The sequence below is a fragment of the Pseudoalteromonas distincta genome (genome assembly GCF_005877035.1).
In the GTDB taxonomy this organism is placed as follows: Bacteria; Pseudomonadota; Gammaproteobacteria; order Enterobacterales; family Alteromonadaceae; genus Pseudoalteromonas; species Pseudoalteromonas distincta.
Map to the genome: position 1 here is coordinate 1,878,285 of NZ_CP040558.1, position 20,200 is coordinate 1,898,484.

At 37.7% G+C, this 20,200-nt stretch carries 16 protein-coding genes and 2 pseudogenes; 6 read left to right on the plus strand and 12 right to left on the minus strand.

Translation table 11 applies throughout. The annotated features are described in order from the left end of the window. Nucleotides 1-140: 140 nt before the first annotated feature. From FFU37_RS08360 to FFU37_RS08370, 3 genes are all read left to right on the plus strand, one after another. A complete protein-coding gene (locus FFU37_RS08360; protein WP_138489250.1) occupies nt 141-1,469 on the plus strand; it encodes a GH1 family beta-glucosidase in 1,329 nt (442 codons plus the stop codon). A gap of 32 nt (nt 1,470-1,501) precedes the next feature. Next, the gene (locus FFU37_RS08365) at nt 1,502-3,028 is read left to right on the plus strand and encodes an MFS transporter (protein ID WP_138489251.1); all 1,527 of its coding nucleotides are present in this window, start codon (nt 1,502-1,504) and stop codon (nt 3,026-3,028) included. A gap of 76 nt (nt 3,029-3,104) precedes the next feature. Next, nucleotides 3,105-4,106, plus strand: a complete 1,002-nt coding sequence (locus tag FFU37_RS08370) for a LacI family DNA-binding transcriptional regulator (protein ID WP_002961833.1) — start codon at nt 3,105-3,107, stop codon at nt 4,104-4,106. Between the two features lie 19 nt (nt 4,107-4,125). Here the strand turns inward: FFU37_RS08370 and FFU37_RS08375 are convergent. Next, a pseudogene (locus FFU37_RS08375) lies at nt 4,126-4,260 on the minus strand (LysR family transcriptional regulator); the annotation flags it as partial. 243 nt (nt 4,261-4,503) lie between these two features. On the opposite strand from FFU37_RS08375, the gene FFU37_RS08380 reads away from it, so the two are divergent. Continuing rightward, on the plus strand, nt 4,504-5,673 hold the full coding sequence (locus FFU37_RS08380; protein WP_138489252.1) for an MFS transporter: 1,170 nt from the start codon (nt 4,504-4,506) through the stop codon (nt 5,671-5,673). A gap of 74 nt (nt 5,674-5,747) precedes the next feature. Here FFU37_RS08380 and FFU37_RS08385 read toward each other — a convergent pair whose 3' ends face one another. The 8 genes from FFU37_RS08385 to FFU37_RS08420 form a co-directional block, all read right to left on the minus strand. Further along, on the minus strand, nt 5,748-6,263 hold the full coding sequence (locus FFU37_RS08385; protein WP_138489253.1) for a M23 family metallopeptidase: 516 nt from the start codon (nt 6,261-6,263) through the stop codon (nt 5,748-5,750). 89 nt (nt 6,264-6,352) lie between these two features. After that, nucleotides 6,353-6,619 carry a YrhK family protein gene (locus FFU37_RS08390; RefSeq protein WP_002961829.1) on the minus strand — a complete coding sequence of 89 codons (267 nt, stop codon included), beginning with the start codon at nt 6,617-6,619 and terminating at the stop codon, nt 6,353-6,355. A gap of 152 nt (nt 6,620-6,771) precedes the next feature. Next, nucleotides 6,772-8,112 (minus strand): SPFH domain-containing protein, encoded by a 1,341-nt coding sequence (locus FFU37_RS08395; protein ID WP_039488168.1) that lies wholly within the window; start codon nt 8,110-8,112, stop codon nt 6,772-6,774. Beyond that, nucleotides 8,105-8,443 carry a hypothetical protein gene (locus FFU37_RS08400; protein WP_024595217.1) on the minus strand — a complete coding sequence of 113 codons (339 nt, stop codon included), beginning with the start codon at nt 8,441-8,443 and terminating at the stop codon, nt 8,105-8,107. Before FFU37_RS08400 ends, FFU37_RS08395 begins: the two co-directional genes overlap by 8 nt. Before the next feature lie 236 nt (nt 8,444-8,679). After that, the gene (locus tag FFU37_RS08405; protein WP_138489254.1) at nt 8,680-10,167 is read right to left on the minus strand and encodes a hypothetical protein; all 1,488 of its coding nucleotides are present in this window, start codon (nt 10,165-10,167) and stop codon (nt 8,680-8,682) included. A 591-nt stretch (nt 10,168-10,758) separates the two neighbouring features. Further along, the gene (locus FFU37_RS08410; protein WP_138489255.1) at nt 10,759-13,842 is read right to left on the minus strand and encodes a pilus assembly protein; all 3,084 of its coding nucleotides are present in this window, start codon (nt 13,840-13,842) and stop codon (nt 10,759-10,761) included. 555 nt (nt 13,843-14,397) lie between these two features. Then, a complete protein-coding gene (locus FFU37_RS08415) occupies nt 14,398-14,808 on the minus strand; it encodes a hypothetical protein (protein WP_004336087.1) in 411 nt (136 codons plus the stop codon). Nucleotides 14,809-15,309: 501 nt separating this feature from the next. After that, the gene (locus FFU37_RS08420; RefSeq protein WP_024609350.1) at nt 15,310-15,717 is read right to left on the minus strand and encodes a hypothetical protein; all 408 of its coding nucleotides are present in this window, start codon (nt 15,715-15,717) and stop codon (nt 15,310-15,312) included. Nucleotides 15,718-16,095: 378 nt separating this feature from the next. Here FFU37_RS08420 and FFU37_RS08425 point away from each other — a divergent pair, with 378 nt between their 5' ends. After that, complete coding sequence (locus tag FFU37_RS08425) at nt 16,096-16,644, plus strand: hypothetical protein (protein ID WP_138489256.1); 549 nt, start codon at nt 16,096-16,098, stop codon at nt 16,642-16,644. A 76-nt stretch (nt 16,645-16,720) separates the two neighbouring features. On the opposite strand, the gene FFU37_RS08430 is transcribed toward FFU37_RS08425, so the two are convergent. From FFU37_RS08430 to FFU37_RS08440, 3 genes are all read right to left on the minus strand, one after another. Beyond that, the gene (locus tag FFU37_RS08430; RefSeq protein ID WP_002963249.1) at nt 16,721-17,971 is read right to left on the minus strand and encodes a cation:proton antiporter; all 1,251 of its coding nucleotides are present in this window, start codon (nt 17,969-17,971) and stop codon (nt 16,721-16,723) included. 291 nt (nt 17,972-18,262) lie between these two features. Next, a complete protein-coding gene (locus FFU37_RS08435; protein ID WP_138489257.1) occupies nt 18,263-18,670 on the minus strand; it encodes a hypothetical protein in 408 nt (135 codons plus the stop codon). A 349-nt stretch (nt 18,671-19,019) separates the two neighbouring features. Next, the gene (locus FFU37_RS08440; protein WP_138489258.1) at nt 19,020-19,832 is read right to left on the minus strand and encodes an alpha/beta fold hydrolase; all 813 of its coding nucleotides are present in this window, start codon (nt 19,830-19,832) and stop codon (nt 19,020-19,022) included. Between the two features lie 113 nt (nt 19,833-19,945). Between FFU37_RS08440 and FFU37_RS20540 the strand changes: the two are divergent. After that, nucleotides 19,946-20,191, plus strand: a pseudogene (locus FFU37_RS20540) (S24 family peptidase); the annotation flags it as partial. Between the last annotated feature and the right edge of the window lie 9 nt (nt 20,192-20,200).

A 20,200-nucleotide genomic window follows, 5' to 3' on the forward strand; every position in this document is an offset into this window, starting at 1 on the left:
TGGAAGCGCTTCCTTAAAGTTATTAAATACCATACTTAGTGATTAATCAAATTAAATATGGAAGCGCTTCCAATGATGAATTTAATATACGCTCTATACAAAGCAAACTTTACCAAAAAAGAAGCAGAGGTTTTCTCTTAATGAAACAATTATCTTTACCTAGTGGCTCACCACTTTTAGCCAAAAATTTTACTTATGGTGTAGCTACGGCCTCATTTCAAATTGAAGGCGGCGCAGCTGATCGCCTGCCATGTATTTGGGATACCTTTTGCAGTAAAGAAGGAAAAATAGTCGATAATTCAAATGGCGATGTAGCCTGCGAGCACTACACTCGCTGGAAAGACGATATAAACTTAATTGAATCATTAGGTGTAGACGCTTACAGACTTTCGATTTCGTGGCCGCGCGTAATGACTAAAAGCGGTCACTTAAACCCGACAGGCGTTAAGTTTTATACCGACATTTTAGATGAATTAAAACGTCGTAACATTAAAGCTTTTGTAACGCTGTACCACTGGGATTTACCACAACATATTGAAGACGAAGGTGGCTGGCTTAACCGTAACACCGCTTACGAATTTGCACATTACACAGATTTAATTACCAAAGCTTTTGGGGAACGTGTGCACTCTTACGCCACCTTAAACGAGCCTTTTTGCAGCTCTTACTTAGGTTACGAAATAGGCGTACATGCACCTGGCATAGTAGGTCGCGAATTTGGTCGTAAAGCCGCGCACCACTTATTACTGGGTCACGGTTTGGCTATGCAAGTACTTGCTAAAAATAGCCCAAATACGCTAAACGGTATTGTACTTAACTTTACGCCTTGTTACTCAGTTACCCAAAGTGAAGACGATTTAAAAGCCACTGCATTTGCTGATGACTATATAAACCAATGGTACATGCAGCCTGTAATGCAAGGTAAATACCCTGATATTATTAAGCAATTACCTAAAGCCCACCGCCCAGATATTTTAGATGGCGACATGGAAATAATTGCTCAACCGCTAGATTACCTAGGGGTTAACTTTTACACCCGCATGCATTATCAAGCAAGCGAAACCGACTTTTACCATGAGCTGCCACATAAAGCGCCAATGACCGATATAGGCTGGGAAATTTATCCTAAAGCGCTGACAGAATTACTTGTATCGTTAAACGAAAAATACACCCTACCGCCTATTTATATTACCGAAAACGGCGCAGCCATGGCTGACGAATTTAAAGACGGTGAAATCAAAGACAACGACCGTATTGAATATTACCACGAGCATTTAAATGCCCTGCATAACGCAACCGAGCAAGGCGTAAAAGTAGATGGTTACTTTGCCTGGAGCCTAATGGATAACTTTGAATGGGCAGAAGGATATTTAAAGCGCTTTGGAATAGTACACGTAGACTACAACACACAAAAACGAACTGTTAAAGCCAGCGGTAAAGCGTACAGTAACCTAATAACTAGCCGATAATTTATCGGCTTATAACAATAAGAACACACACTGTGAACAAACTCCCTTTATACGAAAAAGTAGGTTACGCCATGGGCGATGCCGGCGCTAACTTAGTATGGCGCGGTGCGCTTGCTTATTTAGCGGTGTTTTACACCGATACATTTGGCATATCGGCAGCCGCCGCTGCCATGTTGTTTTTGGTGGTAAGGCTATCTGATGGCGTAACCGATATTATTATGGGTATGATTGCCGACAGAACGCAGTCGCGCTTTGGTAAATTTCGCCCGTGGATACTCTACTCGGCACCGTTTTTGGGCTTGTTTATGGTGTTGTGTTTTACTACACCCGACTTTAGCACCACCAATAAACTTATTTATGCCTACATAACTTACATAGGTTTAACGCTTGCTTACACCGTAAGTAACGTGCCCTACTCGGCACTTATGGGCGTAATGACACCAGACGATACAGAGCGTACAAAGCTCTCTGGTTTTAGGTTTGCAGGTGCGTTTACTGGTGGCTTATTGGTTATGGGTTTTTTACCTGAGCTAGTGGCATTTTTTGGTGGCGGCAACAACGCCAAAGGCTATCAGCTTACTATGTACTTATTTGCCAGCTTACTTATTATTTTAATGATTATAACGTTTGCGACTACCAAAGAGCGTGTAACACCGCACGCCTCAAATGAAGGGGATTTAAAATCAGAGTTGTTTGATTTAACCAAAAGCCTGCCATTTATAATCCTACCTCTACTTGCTACCACCCTGTTTTTTTATTACCGCGATTTATACAGCGGTGTATTTTTTGCCCTTGTTATGGCTGCAATGACATTCGTTATTAAAAAATTACTCAATAAAGATAAACAAAGCTTAACGGGCTCACAACGCGATATGGTTGATCTTCTGACCAACAAACCTTGGTTGGTATTACTCGGCATTGGTTTTTTAACCATGATGTTTAATGGCATAAAATATGGTGTAATTGCGTACTACTTTAAGTACCACGTAGCTAATGAACTCATGGCTGGGCAATACTTTATCGCTTTGCTGGTTGTATCTATATTAGGCGCACTTGCCACAGGTAAACTGGCCGAAATTATGGGTAAACGAAACCTATTTATTGCATCATTAATGCTAAGCGGCATACTCACTACTGCATTTTACTGGGTACCTAGTGATAACCTGGTTGCTGTATTTACCTTTGGTTGCGCTGCTGAATTTTTTGCCGCGATGATGCCAACATTATTTTTTAGTATGCTTGGTGATTCAGCCGATTATTCAGAGTGGAAGAACAAACGCCGCGCTACAGGCTTAATTTATTCAGCGGGTACATTTGTACAAAAAACCGGTGGTGGTTTTGCCGGTGCATTAGTATTAGTGGTACTTGCAGGCTACGGCTATAACGGTATGGATGAGCTAACAATTACGCAAGCTCTACCTGGTATGCAGTTACTTATGAGCTGGATACCTGCCGCATTTGCTTTTTTAGGCGCCGCATTGATGCTTATTTATCCGCTTACTTCAGCGATGACGCAAAAAATAACAGAAGACTTAGCAATTAGACGCAGTAATGTGTAAATTAACTTTTAATGACCCTTCGCATTTTATATTTTTTATAAAGCGCGAGTAAAAATACATATAAGCTAGGACATCAATGGCGACAATTTATCAAGTATCAGAAATGGCAGGTGTGTCTTTATCAACTGTTTCAAGGGTACTTAACGACAACGACTACGTAAGCAAAAAAACTAAAAAAAAGGTATTAGAAGCAATGAAAGAGCTAGGCTATCAGCCAAGTTCTATTGCTCGCTCTTTGGCGTCTAGCACTACAAACAGCGTCGGTATTTTAGTTTCTGAGTTGGATGGTCCGTTTTTTGGTCAAATGATGTCAGCCATTGAAGAGCACCTTCGTATTGCAGGTAAACACGTTATTATTACCCCTGGGCACAGTGACGAGAAAAAAGAAAAAAGCGGCTTTGAATTTTTAATAGGCCGTAATTGCGACGCTATTATTGCCCACGTAGAAGCGGTATCAAACGAGTACCTAATTGAGTTAAGTAAAGGCAAAACCCCTATTTACTTAATGAGCCGCTACGTTAAAGAAATTGAAGAAAACTGCATTAGCCTCGACAACGTAATGGGTGGCTACTTAGCCACTAAAGCCATGATAAACAAAGGTCATAAAAACATTGCGTACATAGCAGGTCCGCAGTTTAAAGAAGATGCGTCAAATCGTTTAAAAGGCCACAAAAAAGCCCTAGCAGAATACAACCTAACCTTTGACGAAAACCTATTTTACATAGGCGACTTTAAAGAAACTGGCGGCAGCGACGGCTTAAGGCATTTTATTCAAAATAAAGCGCAAATAACCGCCCTTGTATGTGCCAATGACGAAATGGCATCGGGTGCTATGAAATACGCCCGCGAACACGGTTTTAACCTACCAAAAGATTTAGCCATTATTGGGTTCGATAATGTAATTTTTACCAATTACCTCTATCCAACACTGACTACTATAGATAACCCAGTTCCCGAAATGGGCCGAGCTGCGGCTAACTTAGTACTTAAAGACATTTATAAAAAAAGCGGCATAACAGTAAAGCACGTGTTTCAGCCAAAGCTTATTTTAAGAGACTCAACACCGGATATTAATTAACTTTAAACCGAATTTAAATCTAGTTTAAATCTAAGTTATGTAATTCATTACGCACCCACTGCGTATTTAAATATTGCTCTACGTGCTGCTGCGAAAACTTTAAAAAGTGACGTGCAGCATGCGAGATGCGCCTATCTGCTTGCATTACAAAAAACTCTATTCAGACATAAATGCTCACAAATATAAAACAATATCCACATGAAAAAACTACAATAAAAAGCATAATAGATCCGATAATTTACCAAAGTGATCGTTTTAAAGTTTATTTATATTGTTTAATAAAAAATCACTTTACTTATTTTTAATTTGGCTCTAAATTCGCGCAAATTTTATTATTAAAGTAACCTCTCAAACTCTAAAACAGTGGTTATTTACCTTGATGAGTCGATAAACACACATGGCCGAATCAGCCGCCACAAGCACCTCTAATAACCCTTTAGCACCCGTTATCGGGCTGTCATTTTTTGCTATTGCATCAGGCTTTTTAATGAGCCTTATTCCGCTGTCGTTACCTGCATTTAAACTTGATGAAAACCTAGCGCCTTGGCTTGCGAGCATTTTTTACTTTGGCTTACTTATTGGCGCCACCACAATAGAGCGCATTGTGGTAAAAATGGGTCATCGCTTCGCCTTTATATTATTTTTAAGCTTATTAATAGTAAGTGTGCTTGCACAACTTGCACTACCAAATACCGTTAACTGGTTAATAGCACGATTTGTAGCAGGTGTTGCTGTTGCCGGTGTGTTTGTCGTTGTTGAGTCTTGGTTATTAATGACCAACACAGCAAAGTCGCGGGCTAAACGTTTGGGTTTATACATGACCTCACTTTATGGGGGCAGCGCGGTTGGTCAACTTGCTATAGGGCCGCTTGGCACCGAAGGTTCAACGCCTTATTTATTTGTAGCCTCGTTATTATTTTTAGCTATTTTGGCGCCTTTATTAATAACTAAAGGTCAGCCCGAAAAACAGCACCTTGAAAAACTACCACTAAAAGAAATAAAAACATTAAGCTACCCAGCTATGCTCGGATGCTTAGCATCGGGCTTATTACTGGGCCCTATTTACGGCTTAATGCCGGTGTATATTTCAGCACAAGCTGATCAAGCTCAGTACACAGGAACACTTATGGCGGTTATTATTTTAGGCGGCATGGTCGTGCAGCCGCTTGTGAGTTACTTATCTACTCGGCTTGAAAAAAGCTTATTGATGGGTATGTTTTGTTTAGTAGGCGCAGCCGGTGCTGTGGGTATACTACAAGCAAACACTTTAGCAGGATTAATAGTAAGCTACTTAATACTAGGCGCATGCAGCTTTGCACTTTACCCTATTGCTATAACACTTGCGTGCGACTCATTGCCAATGGCAAAAATAGTATCGGCAACTGAGGTAATGCTTTTGAGTTACAGTATTGGCTCGGTATTTGGCCCTATGCTTGCTGCAAATTTATCTGATGCACCCAATGGTATTGTGTTTTATTTAGCAGGCTGTTTAATCACTACCTGTATTTATATGTTTATTAAAAGCATTAAAAATATTCGCGCGGGTAAAACCCCAGTTGCAGGCTAATTTTTAGCTTAAATACACGCTTGCTTATTAACTAATTCTAGCTGTTAAACATCTTGATTTAACAGCTAAAACTATTATTTAGCAGTGAGTTTTTTATGTGGGCTCAAAAAAAACATCTTCTTCCACCCTTGGTTTTGCGTTGTAAAAAGCCACGGCATAGGCACTAACGATAAAATAGAATAATGCACATGAGGCTGTTTTCCTGCGGCATTTCCGGTATCGCCCAGTAAGCCAATTTGACTGTTTATGCTTACTACATCACCTGTACTTACCGAGTAGTCATTTAAATGTGCAAAATAATGCACGCGCCATTTAGGCCCAAGCACCGCAACCACTTTACCACCTCGGCTTAACTCACCTGCAAATATAACAACACCATTTGTTGAGGCTACTACAGGAGTGTTCTTTATGCCAAAAATATCAATTCCTTTGTGCACACCCGACCTACCCCAAGGCTCGTACCAAAACGTGTTATGATTCCAATCTTTACTTGTGGCACCTTGTACCGGAATCATTATTTTTTCGGGAATTAGTAAGCCTATAATTAGTAAAGTAGCTATTCCAATTGCAATCCACTTAAGTACTTTCACTTTTCTATCCTTGATATTTAAATAACTTATACTGGTAAATTATTAGCCATAATAACTGAACTCATCATGAGTCGTATTTATGGTTTTATTTATGAAGTTTTATTTGAATGAAATACCCGACTAACATGTACTAAGCTGATCAACTTCAAAACAGGTTTTATAAGCAATTGAGCACTGCCCGCTATAAACAGCCATGTGCCACTTTCTATTAGTGAGTCATTTAAAAAGAAAAAACTGCCAATTAAAAACCACACAGCAATCAAAAAATCGTTAAACGCTCCCAGCGCTTCATATCGCCGCTGAATGGTAATATGCTCTTGTCCTAAATCTAAAATAAACTGATTACTGGGGTCCATAAGTACTGCTCACTCTTTTATTTCATAATTTAAAAAGCTTGTTTTCACAAGCTAAGCCGCACCATACAATAACAAAATTTACGCAATAAAAAACGCTGGCCAATGCGAATCAGCCAACGTTTTTATTGTTTGTGCAATACTTAACTAATCGTTTATTTTTTCTCTTTTTCTAAACGCTTTTTAAGGCTTAATGCAGCATCGGCGGCTAATAAACGCATAAATTCAGAGCCATTACTTTGATCGCCTTGGCCTGCGCCTATTACAATTTCAGGCACTAAACGGCTATTACCTAGGCTTGTAAATAAAGCGGTTTGAATTTTAACTTCTGCTTTTAGCGTTTCATCAAATACATACTTTGGATCAAGTGCAGCAGACTTAGCTCTTAAACGAGCCTCAGCTAAAACGTCCATACCTAATGCTTCTAAACGTTGTTGCTTTAAAATCTCTTCTTGTTCTTTTGCAAGCTCCGCTTTTACAGCCACTCGTTGCTGTGCAGAAATAATGGCATTTGCCTTAATTCGTTCAGCATCAATTTGCTCTTTTATTTTTAGCTTTTCAGATTCAGCACGTTGCTTAGCAATTGCTTGCTCACCTAAAGCCACTTCAGTACGCGCTTGTTGCTCTGCTTTTTTAAGGTTTTGACGCGCTAGCGCTTCATCAGCAGCAGCCTGCTTTTGGGCTTCAAGGCGAGCATTTACTTTGCTTTCGTAGTCAATATCAATAATGCTGGCATCAACTACTGTAATACCGTAAGCGCCTAAAATAGGTGCGTTACGCAGTGTATTACCCTCATCATCCATTTTAATATTAATAGTGACGCGCTGCTGTTTACTTAAATTACCTAAGTCGTCAGATTTATCGCGCTCACCTGTACTAATAATTTGTTCAGTAACAAAAATACCGTTGGTTAATTGATCAGCAAAATCTTGGCTTAATTGACCATTACCACCAGAGTAATGTTGCTCTACAGACATCATACGCGCCGACGCTTTTACATTTTCAGTGGTTGCACGCATTAATAAATTAGATATTAATGTTTCTTGTGAACCAAACTCTTCGTGTATTTTAAGTAAACCACGTAGAGCACCCGACTCTGCTGCAGGTACATTGCCTGGTAATCTAAAACGAGAAACACCTCGTGCTCCACCTGTTGTGGTATCTAAAAATCGAATTGGTATTAGCGGTACAATTGCGCTTGCTGTTGCACCGGCATCGCCCGTAAAGTTAATCGAAATTACTTTTTTATAAGCAGATGTACTACCAAATGCTTTTAAGTAAGGGCCGGCTTGATTTATTACGGTTAAGTTACCTGTAAAAGCCGATTGATGTACTAAACGTTCATCTGCTTCATTCCACGAAACAACTTGCGATGTAAGGGTTGCTATCACTACCAATACAACAACAATTGATGACACTATAATTACATTACGACGACCAAATCGACTCATAAATGAGTCACTTTTTACTGCTGGGACTGCTTTTTCGCTATCCATTTTTATTACTCTCCATGTTTAATTTCTTTTTAACAAAGTAAATAATTTCCTGTTCACTCAAATGTGCGCAAAAGCTACCAGAGCGATGTAACTCAACAAATGTTGCAAGGATTTCTTCTTTACCTTTAGCTGTTTTATCTTGGTTTTCTTGTGTTTGATTTTTTTCTGTTAGTTGAGTGATTAGTTCATCAACTATCGTGTCTTTATCAAACAGTACGTTGTATTCCTTGGATTTTCTTACCCGACTTTTATGTACGTTGCTGTAAATTACATAAAGTGCAACGCATAAAATAATAACAAGTAAACTTAACCCTATAATATAAAAAATCATAAGCTCTACTTAAATTAGTTTAAATACTTAATGAGCAATAACAATTGTAAGCATCGCTTAACAAATGTTAACCCAGTAATTTTACAGTAAACCCGAATAAAAAACAGATTAAAAATAAAGTTCATCAGGTATACAGTTATAACCGCACATAAAAGTAAGCTTTTTCAAACAAAAAAATGCCAGTCAGTTATTAACTGACTGGCACTAAGCTAATATTTATTAAAGTGCTTTTTAAATTATTCGCATTGCACCCAGTCAACACCATTTTCACCGCACTCATGCAGCATTGTTCCATCTTCTCGGCGGGTATCTCTAAACCATTTCCCTTCAATTGTTTTAATAATACGTACGTTGTCTGTGGTTTTGTATTTACGCCAAAAGCTAGCATCAATAGATGTTTCGTCATCAAACTTATAGGGCATAGCAGCGAGTACGGTCACTAAATCTTGAGTTTCTAAGTCAGCAGCTTTGTCTTTAACATTTACCCAATTAGATAATGTTTGAAAGTCGGCATTTTCCTCCCTAAAGGCAAAGTCAGTTTGGTAAAACGATCCTGACTCAGTATAGCTAATGCTAAAACCTCGCTCGAACGGTGTATCTAAATTAGCACTAACGCATTCATCAGCTGTAGAAAAGTTAACCGATGGGCTTGTATTATCAACGCCATAAAGCACATTGCTTTGCTCAAAACTAACGTTCTCAATGCTAGAGCATCGGTAAGTACGATCGGCGTTAATGTAAACATTGTCTCTAACTGTTAATTTTCCATTTAACGATTCTTCGCCCCAAGGCGTATCTATTGAATCCAATCGAGACAAAATAACATCAATTTTGTCGAGTTCGTCTGTATTTTGAAGCTTTACTTGCTCATAAATAAGTTCAGCGCCTGCAAAAATAACTTTATCGCGGTACCATGCATTTTCAAATCCATACTCTGCATCTTTTGCTGTGTCCTGGTAAATTACTGCTCTTACTTCTTCTGCATCAGGATACTGAGCATCTAGCTCTTGCTTGAATTTATAGGCCGCTTTTAGTCCCTTAACAATTGCTTGTGCTCTGTCGTAAGCGTCGCTGTCGTTAGTAGCGATAAAATCTGAGTAAATTTGCTCTGTCGACAAATTATAATGCGCAACCAAGTTTTGCATAACATTTGTTATTTCGCTTTGAAGGTTTGCAAGTAGCTCAGTATTTTCTTTAAGTGCATCACAACTTAAATTATTGTTACCACTTTTTTGTAATTGAAGGCTCAACTGCTCCCAAATAACGGTTGTTAAAGGCGATATATTTCGAATATCTTCATCAGTCAAAGCCTCAATTGAGGGTGGAAATGACATTTGATACGCTTGTGTTACCTCTCCTAAATCCTCGTCAATTGCGCCAACAGGTACATCAACATACATAGTTGAATACGGCACACACAGCGCCTGCTCTTCTGTAAAATTAAAACTATAATTACCCGATTCTTCAGAGACTACAGAAGGTTCTGATTGCTCGTCAAAAGTACCATCGCCATCAATATCCAGCCATACTATTGCACCAGATACATAACCATCAATGACCTTTCCAGTAAGAGAGATAGTGTTAACTTCTACGGGGTCTACTTTTACGGGATCAGGCTTAGCTACAACTGGCTCTACAACGGCCGCTTTATCACCGCCACCACATCCAACAAGGCCTAGCGTAAACGCTAATGAAATAGCTAACTGACTTTTTTTAAAAAACATACAAAGACTTCCTTTTTTGCACTTTAATTATTATTAAAAATCATATTGTTATAAGTTACTTTAATACAGAATAAGTAATGCCAATCTGCTTATATATGGGTTCTAGTTAACGTTAAGAAAATTACGCTAGAACGAGGCAAAAATTTTTGTATCTAGTTGTTCTAAATAAAATTTTAACGACGTTATAGTGCAATTTAATTTGTTAAATTACTCAAAGATTTATGCAGGTTGGTATAAATTTAAACAACAGAAATTTATTGAATTTTTATGGGGGGATGGCAACAAGTTAACATGCCCTGTACCTATATAGTGACACAGCATGTTATATTTAGCTCTTACATTTGTTAATTAAATATAACAAATGCCAGCTATTCTTAACTAATATGGACTACAGGCACTCAATCTAAAGGGCTTGAGTGATAGGCAGTATTTTGTAAATGAATGTGTATTATACATAGGTTGGTTTAGAGCCATTCGAAAACTCTAAACCAATTATATAAGCAAACCATTAGCATTTTTGATTTGCTCTTAAAATTGAAAAGCCACCTAACTAAGGTGGCTTATGTTTATTGCATTGTGTTTTTAAAGTGCCTAACTATCGTTTTCTTCACGTTTATAAATATATGTTTGTTGGGTTTTAAAGCCAAAACCAATTGGTTCAGCGCCATTTACTAGCTTAACTTTTCCACCCTCAACATTTAAATTTGGTCCAAGTATTTCAATAGCTTTTATCGGCTTATCAGAACCTTTAACCCCAGGGCCTATTAAATAAAACTGACTAACTTGCGTTACATCCGTTGCATCATCCCAATCGCACTTACCATCCGCATCATTATCTGCACACGACGGGCCTTCCCCAAAAAATAGTTTCGGTGTATCTGGTACATCATTACTTGTTGCAAATTTCACATCGTCATAAACCTTCGTTCCATAATGCAAATGAAAGGCATAAAGCGAACCACCGCCACCTGTTAACGAACATTGGTTTTGCGTTGATGATGAAGATGCAGGCGTAAAGGAAGTAAAGTAAGCAACCCCTCCAACGACCGTTGCTGCAGCAAGGGACTTTTCGCCCGTCCCTAATTCATATCGCCATCCTTTAAATTCGGCTAACTTAACTTCAAGATTAACAAATTTATCTACGTCATCAAGTGCATTACCAAATGGGTCTTCATTCATTTTCATTAAATCATCTGGCACTATTGGGGCTGGAAATTCAGTAAATATTTTTGTTAGGGTGTTTTCATCACGGATCATATACAGCTGATCTTGCTCATTAGTAGCAAGTGGGTTTGAACGATTTCCGCTACCTATAACTATTGCGTCGTACGGGGTATCTAAACGGGTGGTGATCATTTCACCACCATAATTGGTTTTAGTGACTTTACTAAACAGCGTTCTAGCAACTAATGGTTTGTAAAAAAAACGTCTGTCTTGCGACGCTAATGTACTGCCAAGCTCCGCAAGTTTAAAATGGGTAATATCACCTTCATCTTCACTAGGAATATCTACTCGCCAAATATTACCGCCAGTATCGGTTGCATAAATTCGGTCGATATACCCGTCGTAATCTGAGTCAAGCGTAGTTACATCCGCTGCAATACTGTGCTCTCCGGTAAAACCATGTTCATCTGGAGTCAGCGCCCATACCTTTTCGCCAGTTTTAGCATTAACAATGTAGATACCTAGTCCGGTTTCATCTGTTGTTCTAATCGCATTATCTTTGTTTGTATCGTAGCCTGCGCCAAATATTAGCAGTGGATCCTCACCAAAGGCTTTAATGTATGCAATTTGAGGCTTAGACCATGTTTGCGCTAAATATTTAAATTCTTCTGAGCCACCAACAATAGGCTTATTCCATAATTTTTTAGGTTCGTTAGGGTCACTTATATCAAGCGCGTAGTAATTTTTACCGCCTCTGCGCATACCTGCAAATGCCCACACTTCATCACCATCACTTGCTCTAATAACACCATCGTTTAACCCTTCGCTATTTGAGCCTTTATTATTAAAGAACACACTTATAGGCCCATCCATGCCATACACTTTTGTATTTGCAAGATTACTACGCAAAGCAGGAATGTTTTTTAATAAGGCAGCAGGTGTAAAAGCCCACTTTTCTTCAACAGTATCGCCTTTGTCTTCAAACATATGTAAAAATCCGGCATTAGTACCAACAAGTATGTGAATACTTCCATCGCCGTAATCTATAGATACCGGCTTTGAATGCAAAGGGTCACCAAAAATATTGATTCGCTGATCTACTGATGAATTATCACCATCTTCATTGTCAACATCAACTCCTCGTGCCCAGCTAATATCACTCTCCTGTAAAGTTAGCCCGATATTAGGAATCAAATCAGGGGCAAGATCGGTAACTGTACCTGTCGCTAAATTTAAAATGGTTTGTACTTTATCAAAAGTAAAATCAATAATACTGCCCGTTTTATCTATGTAAATTTTACGGCTGTCAGGGTCTAGAGTTGATAAAAGTAAGTTTACGCCACCCTGGGCTACTAAATTCCCATCTGCAGGCTTATTAGTTGGCAGCCAAAAAGTTCGCGCTTTCTCATCAATTAACCCATTTTCATCAAGGGCTATTTTATCAGTTGAATCGACTATATTTGCGCCTGACACTTTTAGCTTTTTTAAATTCCCGCTCCAACGTGCGCCTGTTTCTGGGTAAAACATCGCAAAGTAAATTGACTCTCGGCTACGTGTTTGGTCAACATTATTACTTGCTACCGTAGGAGATGAAAAACTATCGTTAACTTCGCGTATTTTCGATATTGTATTATTAAGCGCTTCAGAAAGTTCAGTCGATGTATCGGCATGTAAGTACTCGCCGCCGCCCAATAAAGCGGTTTTTTCTAATAACTTTTTACCATTTGTGCTCATGCCACTACCAAAACCGATAGTAAAAACTCGCCCCGTATCGGCAACCTCTGGCGTAGTCTCGTACAAGTCAACTTCAACATCTCTTGTACCGTGTATTATTTGAGCTAAAGCGGCTAAATAGCTATTACTTGTAGTACTAGGATATGAACCAAAAGTAGATTTGTATAATGATTTGATATCATCATTTCGAGTAATATCTTGTGTTGGATCACCATCAGTCATTAATATTAAGCTAATTGAGTTATCACAACGCTCATCTGCACCAACAGCCTGTTGAAAAGGAGAAACATAACGAGGTATATCAGTACCACTTTGCTCTCTCTCAATCGTAGTATCTCGTTTGTCCGTATTTTGCCCATACCAAACCGTCTGCCCCGTCATATATAGGTAAGCTTCCCATAAGGTCTCAGTGATAGGTGTATTCCCGCTAGCAGGCAGCTTTTTTATTTGACCCAATATTTTGTCATGTGAGGAGCCTAGGCCAGCCATAACATAGCCACCATCATTGCCATTAAAACGCATCAAACCAAAATCAATCGAGCTGTTATCATTTACTAATTGGGTCATCGCGCTTATACCAGCATCAATTTTTCTAGGTCCACCATTAGGCAACTTAGTTTTCATACTTCCTGAAGTATCAAAAATAATAAGTACACGAGGGTTTTCGTCGGTTTCAACATTATGATTTACGTATAGTTCTATATCTTCGGCAAATACAGAAACGCTAATACCTACCCCGAATAACAAGGCAGCTATTTTTTTTAGTTTAAATTGCATTTTTAAATCCCTTTATTTGCGCTTTTTATTTTTATTGCGCAAGTTAATAACTACTCTATTCCCTGTTTAATTTTTAGTAATATTGAGGTGGGACTAAAAATAAAACAAAAGCCATATCTAGCTATTCATCACAAAACAGTGATTAGCATCCACGTGGCGTCAATGCTATAAAATATATATTACTTCGATTTTTAAATAAAAACAGGCTAAAGTCAAAGACATTAGGCTTTATTATCAATTAAAAACAACAGCTTAAATAAAACAATCCCGTTTTACTGCACAGTTGAATCATGCTAAAAAACTATATTTTTACCTATGTTTCTATATTTATAGATCTATGTTTTTGCTAACAAGTACTTACCAATATAAATTAGTCACGTAAGGCTCTAAAAATCACCTTTAAAAACACTATTATTCAGTAAAACTGTTTTATTAAAAGAAGTGTATTTATAGGTAACTACGGTTATTCAAACATACAAAAAAGCCCATATTAGGTGCTACCTAATATGGGCTTTTATACTCTCGCTAAATTATAAGCGCTTTATACAAGCATTCTTATAAAGATAACTCTTTTTTAGCGCGAGTTAAGTTATGTGTTACAAGTGAGTTTTTAGAAATTTGAACCGCTTCATATAAATCAGAAATACCAGCAGTGTCTTTTTGAGCCTTAATACGTGCTACACCACGGTTACTTAATGCAAACGATGTAAGTTCACGTACTTTTAAACGCGGACCATGGCTTTGCTTAAGCAATGCAATAGCTTGTGTACAAATAGCTTCTGCTTCTTCGTAGTTTCTTGCTTCAACATTTAAAGCACAGCTATTAAATGATTTTTCAAATGCGGGTGCTGCAGTTACAGAGTCTTCAATAACCATTAATTTATAATCACCTTGATTAGCCATTGCAGCAGCTGAGCAAGTTAATAATGAGCCAAGAGCGATGGTTTTTAAAAGTGTAAATTTCATGATTATATTCCTAATTAGTTAAGTCGTACTTGTTGCCGACAACTAAACTTTAGAGTGTTAGCTCAATTACCACAAACGATAAAAACAAACCTAATAAGTGAATAAATCTAACCTATAGACTTTAGTCTAACACCTGTAAAAATACTTAGTAATTACAATTAGTTAAAAACCATGAAAATCACTAAACAATAAATAGCAAAATACATTTTTTTATTTTTTAATAATACCAATTCGCTTAATTAAGTGATCTATTTTGAGGATGGAAAAACGTGTTGATAGCTAGGCAAAAAATTCGCTATTTGGTTGTTCTAAATGAGAATTTTTTAACGCAGGTAGCGACACGTTTAGCCCCGCAAAATGATTATGTATTATTGCGGATTGGTATTAACACAATACAAAGTTAATAAACACGAAAAAGCCGATGTTGGGGTTTAATCCAACATCGGCTTTATTACTCTCGCTATTTTATATTATGCTTTAGTAAGCACTTTATAAAAGACCTTATAGAGATAATTCTTCTTTAGCGCGAGATAAGTTGTGCGATACCATTGAGCTGTTAGACAATTTTGATGCCTCGTATAAATCAGCAAGTGCAGCTGTATCGTTATGCGCTTTTAAACGTGCAACACCACGGTTGCTTAATGCGAATGACGTAAGTTGGCGTACTTTAAATTTAGGGCCATCTGCGTCTTTTAAAAGTGCGATTGCTTTAGTACAAATTGCTTCCGCCTCAGCGTAATTTTTTGACTTAACATTTAGTGCGCAGCTATTAAATGATTGCTCAAGTGGCTGTGGCGCTGTTGCAGTTTCAATAACCATTAATTTGTAATCACTTTGATCAGCCATTGCAGCAGCTGAACATGTTAATAGTGAGCTAAGAGCGATAGTTTTGATAAGTGTAAATTTCATGATTAATTTCCTGTAAGTTAAGTCGTACTTGTTGCCGACAACTGAACTTTAGAGAATTAACACAACTCCGACAAACGATTAAAACAAACCTAATAAGTGAAGAAAATTAACCTATAGACCTTAGTCTAATACGTTTAAACTTTTTCTATATATTTAAATAACTTACGCATCAACAATCGTGCCTAAAATCGCTACTTTACGTTTTAAAATGTATATAATTATTTATGCTTTTTTTTAGTTGGTTTTATTTTAAACACCTTACTTTGGCATAGCTGAGTAACTATCAAACAAATTTGTACATTTAATTACATGCAATACTAAGTCATGTATTTATAATTACAGCTCTGGTAACTTTTCATCATTAATGGGTTAACTTTTTTGAAACACATACTTTCTCTTTTTGTTTTATTAAGCACGCTTTTATCATTTAGCCAAAATGCTAACGCAAGGCTTTTGCTCGGTAATGACATGCCTAACACCGGTATGTTTATAAAATCAGAATTTAATGGCGATAGCAGCATTACATCTGCGGGTGTAGAAATGATGGTTAAACAAAATTACAGTAACTTTGGTGTTGTTTTTACAAGCGCAATTGGCGCGGCTGTAATCGATAATAAACAAGGCGAGCAAGAAGAATTTATAACGTGGGACAATGGCATGAAGCTTGGTTATTTTAATGACTTTTTTATATACGCCGAGCTTGGCTTAGATCTGTTCGAACTCGCCTTTAAAAACGATAGAGGCGATAACACCTACCAAATAGAAAAATCGAACAACGACATAGACGGTTACGCAGGTATAGGAGCGGGTTATCACTTTAAGCCATTTAAAATAGAAGTATTTACTCGAGCACGCCAATTAGATGGCGACTACTGGGAAGCACAAGAACATATTTACAGCGGTGTGCAGCTCAGCTTTACGTTTTAATTGCCCTTTTTTTTATAAGAAAAATAAAAAGCGTGTGAAATACAGCTATTTCACACGCTTTTTAAAAAAATTATATTTAACGGATAGTTTTGGCTACTTTACCAATACTCAAACCCTGAATTAAAATAGAAAACACCACAACCGCATAAGTAAGAGCCAACAAAATATCGCGCTCGTTCCCATCAGGTAATTGCAATACCAGTGCCACCGAAATACCACCGCGCAAGCCACCCCAGGTTAAAACTTTCCACGCGCCAGATGGCAACTCTAATTGCTTATTAAATGTAGTGGTTGTTATACCCACAACAATTAAACGTGCCATTAACGCTATTAAAATTGTTAAGCCACCAGCAATAAACAAATTACTCGAAAATGCAATCATGACGACTTCAAGCCCTATGAGTACAAATAAAATGGCATTTAAAATTTCGTCAATCAGTTCCCAAAATAAATCAACGTAGTGGCGTGTTTTATCGCTCATAGCCATACTACGACCATGATTGCCCACCATTAGCCCCATCATTACCATTGCAAGTGGGCCCGACAGATGCCAATGGCTTGCAAGTGCATAACCACCAATAACGCCCGCTAAAGTAAGGAGTACTTCTTCTTGGTAACTATCAATACTTTTAAGTAAGTAATATAAAATACCACCTAATACCAAACCAAAAACAATACCGCCACCGGCTTCTACCGCCAGCGTGTGCGCTACATAATAAGTTGTAGGAATATCACCACTTGATAAAACACCCAATAAAAGCACAAAAATAACCACGCCAATACCATCGTTAAACAACGATTCACCCGCAATCACGGTTTCAATACTTTTAGGCGCACCCGCAGATTGTAAAATCCCCATTACCGCAATCGGATCGGTTGGCGAAATTAATGCGCCAAATAGTAAACACCAAATAAACGCTAAATCAAAACCAAGCAAAGGAAGTACTAAATAAAGCGCACCAGCAATAATAACCGTTGATAGCAACGTACCAACACAGGCCAAAATACCTATTGGCAATTTATAGCGCCTTAAGTCGCTAACATTTACGTGCAGCGCCCCAGCAAAAAGCAGCATTGAGAGCATGCCATCGAGCAAAACTTCAGTAAAATCTAACTGATCGAGCAAGCTCACTTCGTAATCTATAAGATCATCAAACCCTAAAAAGCCCAAAAATATAGCGCCGATAGATAAAAGCATCGAAATAACCATAACGCCAATGGTTGTTGGCAAGCCAATAAAGCGATGGTTTACATAGGTGAGTAACGCGGTAATTGATAAAAATATCGCACTTATTTCAAGTACGCTTAGGCTGGTTCCTGGTGCCATGGTTTAAATCTCAATATTTATTTAATGATGCCTTGCTCAAAATAAGCAAAGCAGAAGGGTTATTATTTTTTATACGGTTATCTCGCATTATATTCGCGTAGCCTAAACAAGCATACCCAAAATATTAATTATAAATACACCCTACTCTGTTAACGTATTTAAAGTATTAACTCACGCGTTAAATAAAACAAAAAAACCCATGTTAGGAATTAACCTAACATGGGCTTTTTTACTCTCGCTATTTTATTACATGCTTTTGGTAAGCACTTTATAAAAGCGTTTATAAAGTGCTTATAAAGAAAGCTCTTCTTTAGCGCGAGTTAAGTTGTGCGATACCATTGTACTTGTCGACATTTGGTTTGCTTCGTATAAATCAGCAAGGCCAGCAGTGTCGTTGTTCGCTTTTAAACGTGCAACACCACGGTTGCTTAATGCGAATGACGTAAGTTGGCGTACTTTAAATTTAGGGCCATCTGCGTCTTTTAAAAGCGCAATTGCTTTAGTACAAATTGTTTCAGCTTCTGCATAATTTTTTGACTTAACATTCAGTGCACAGCTGTTAAATGATTGCTCAAGTGGCTGTGGCGCTGTTGCAGTTTCAATAACCATTAATTTGTAATCACTTTGCTCAGCCATTGCAGCAGCTGAACATGTAAGTAGTGAGCTAAGAGCGATAGTTTTGATAAGAGTAAGTTTCATGGTCGTAGTCCTGTTATGCCAATTGTTTAAATTAGTGAGCTTTTTTAGCGTCAAGAAAATAGCTTAATAACAAGGCAAAAATTATGAAATATAGTCGTTCTATATAAGTAATTTTTAACGCAGTTAGTGAGTTATTTAATTAGCTAAAATGATCATGTTTTAATAAAATTGGTATTAGTTAAGCCGTGCTTGTTGCCGACAACTGAACTTTAGAGAATTAACACAAAACCGACAAACGATTAAAACAAACCTAATAAGTGAATAAATCTAACCTATAGACTTTAGTCTAATGCCAAATTACTAATTTACGGCAATTGGTATTTATACAATCAGCAAACAAACCAACACCTTATTTAGTGCGTTCAAGTAACTTAACTACTTGGGCTACAACCATTTCTGGCTCATCTTTTTGCGGGTAGTGATAGCTTTTATTTGTTATTACTATTTCACCTTGAGGAAATGCATTAGCCCACTTTGAATGTAAGTCGCCCCACATTTCACGCGCTTTGTCGGTAAAAAATAATACAGATGGCTTTTTATACTTTTTAACTGAGGCAATTACTGTCACGGGTATATCAGTAATTTGTGGATAATTAGGTAGCGAGCGTTTTGCCCAAAAATCTAAATACTGATTCGACATTCCATTTTTCATATCGTCGAGCTTTATTACTGCAATTTCTTTTTCAGCGCGTGGCAAATCAATCGCGCGCATAATATCTACATCGTGCTCTGATGCAGGCTCAATTAACATCAACGCTTTAATATGATTAGGGTATGTTGCAGCAAATACACGCGCAATATAAGCACCATAAGAATGCGCAACATACACAACAGGCTCTTCTATTTTCAGTGTTTTGAGTAATAATACAGCCTCAGCTGCATATTCTTCTGAGCTATAGTTTTTCTTTACTTGTGCAGAATCACCATTACCAATACGAGAATACCGTATAACTTTACCGTGCTTGGTAAGTGATTCAAAAACCGGGTCCCAATCACTTAAACCAGCAGAACCGCCCGCTTCAAGTAAAATTGTATGTTTACCTTTACCAGCTAGCTCGTATTCAAGGTCAAAGCCATTTACTTGAACTTTAGCCAGTCCAGCTAAGGCGCTATGTGAGATTAAAAGTGAGCAATAAATAATAACTTTTATTAATGATTTCATTGTTATAAATAGGAAGTGTCATTGAAATAATCTTACAATATTAAGCATTTTTATGTATAGTTTCTAGTAATATTAGGTACAAATAAAATTAGATCCTTTAGAGTTTAAAATACGTGAGCATGGTACTTAAGTTTAATGAGCATGATGTGGGTTTGTAGACCTTGAAGCAAAGTACTTTCTCGGTTCGTATGTACTAGCCCCACCTAAACGATAACTAAGCTACTTTTAAACAACTCATTATTGAAAATGGCCACAAGTTCCTAAAAGCCGCCAACCCCAACTGGCCAGAGCAACTAATACCGATTAATGGTAATTGCACGTTGGTGGGAAAAGTTATATTTACGGGTAAGTCACTTTGAAAATAAGGA

Bases quoted from the DNA above. Each gene is read 5' to 3' on its own strand.
- FFU37_RS08360 (WP_138489250.1), top strand. From the start codon at position 141: ATGAAACAATTATCTTTACCTAGTGGCTCACCACTTTTAGCCAAAAAT.
- FFU37_RS08370 (WP_002961833.1), top strand. From the start codon at position 3,105: ATGGCGACAATTTATCAAGTATCAGAAATGGCAGGTGTGTCTTTATCA.
- FFU37_RS08380 (WP_138489252.1), top strand. From the start codon at position 4,504: ATGGCCGAATCAGCCGCCACAAGCACCTCTAATAACCCTTTAGCACCC.
- FFU37_RS08390 (WP_002961829.1), bottom strand. From the start codon at position 6,619: ATGGACCCCAGTAATCAGTTTATTTTAGATTTAGGACAAGAGCATATT.
- FFU37_RS08395 (WP_039488168.1), bottom strand. From the start codon at position 8,112: ATGGATAGCGAAAAAGCAGTCCCAGCAGTAAAAAGTGACTCATTTATG.
- FFU37_RS08400 (WP_024595217.1), bottom strand. From the start codon at position 8,443: ATGATTTTTTATATTATAGGGTTAAGTTTACTTGTTATTATTTTATGC.
- FFU37_RS08405 (WP_138489254.1), bottom strand. From the start codon at position 10,167: ATGTTTTTTAAAAAAAGTCAGTTAGCTATTTCATTAGCGTTTACGCTA.
- FFU37_RS08410 (WP_138489255.1), bottom strand. From the start codon at position 13,842: ATGCAATTTAAACTAAAAAAAATAGCTGCCTTGTTATTCGGGGTAGGT.
- FFU37_RS08415 (WP_004336087.1), bottom strand. From the start codon at position 14,808: ATGAAATTTACACTTTTAAAAACCATCGCTCTTGGCTCATTATTAACT.
- FFU37_RS08420 (WP_024609350.1), bottom strand. From the start codon at position 15,717: ATGAAATTTACACTTATCAAAACTATCGCTCTTAGCTCACTATTAACA.
- FFU37_RS08430 (WP_002963249.1), bottom strand. From the start codon at position 17,971: ATGGCACCAGGAACCAGCCTAAGCGTACTTGAAATAAGTGCGATATTT.
- FFU37_RS08435 (WP_138489257.1), bottom strand. From the start codon at position 18,670: ATGAAACTTACTCTTATCAAAACTATCGCTCTTAGCTCACTACTTACA.
- FFU37_RS08440 (WP_138489258.1), bottom strand. From the start codon at position 19,832: ATGAAATCATTAATAAAAGTTATTATTTATTGCTCACTTTTAATCTCA.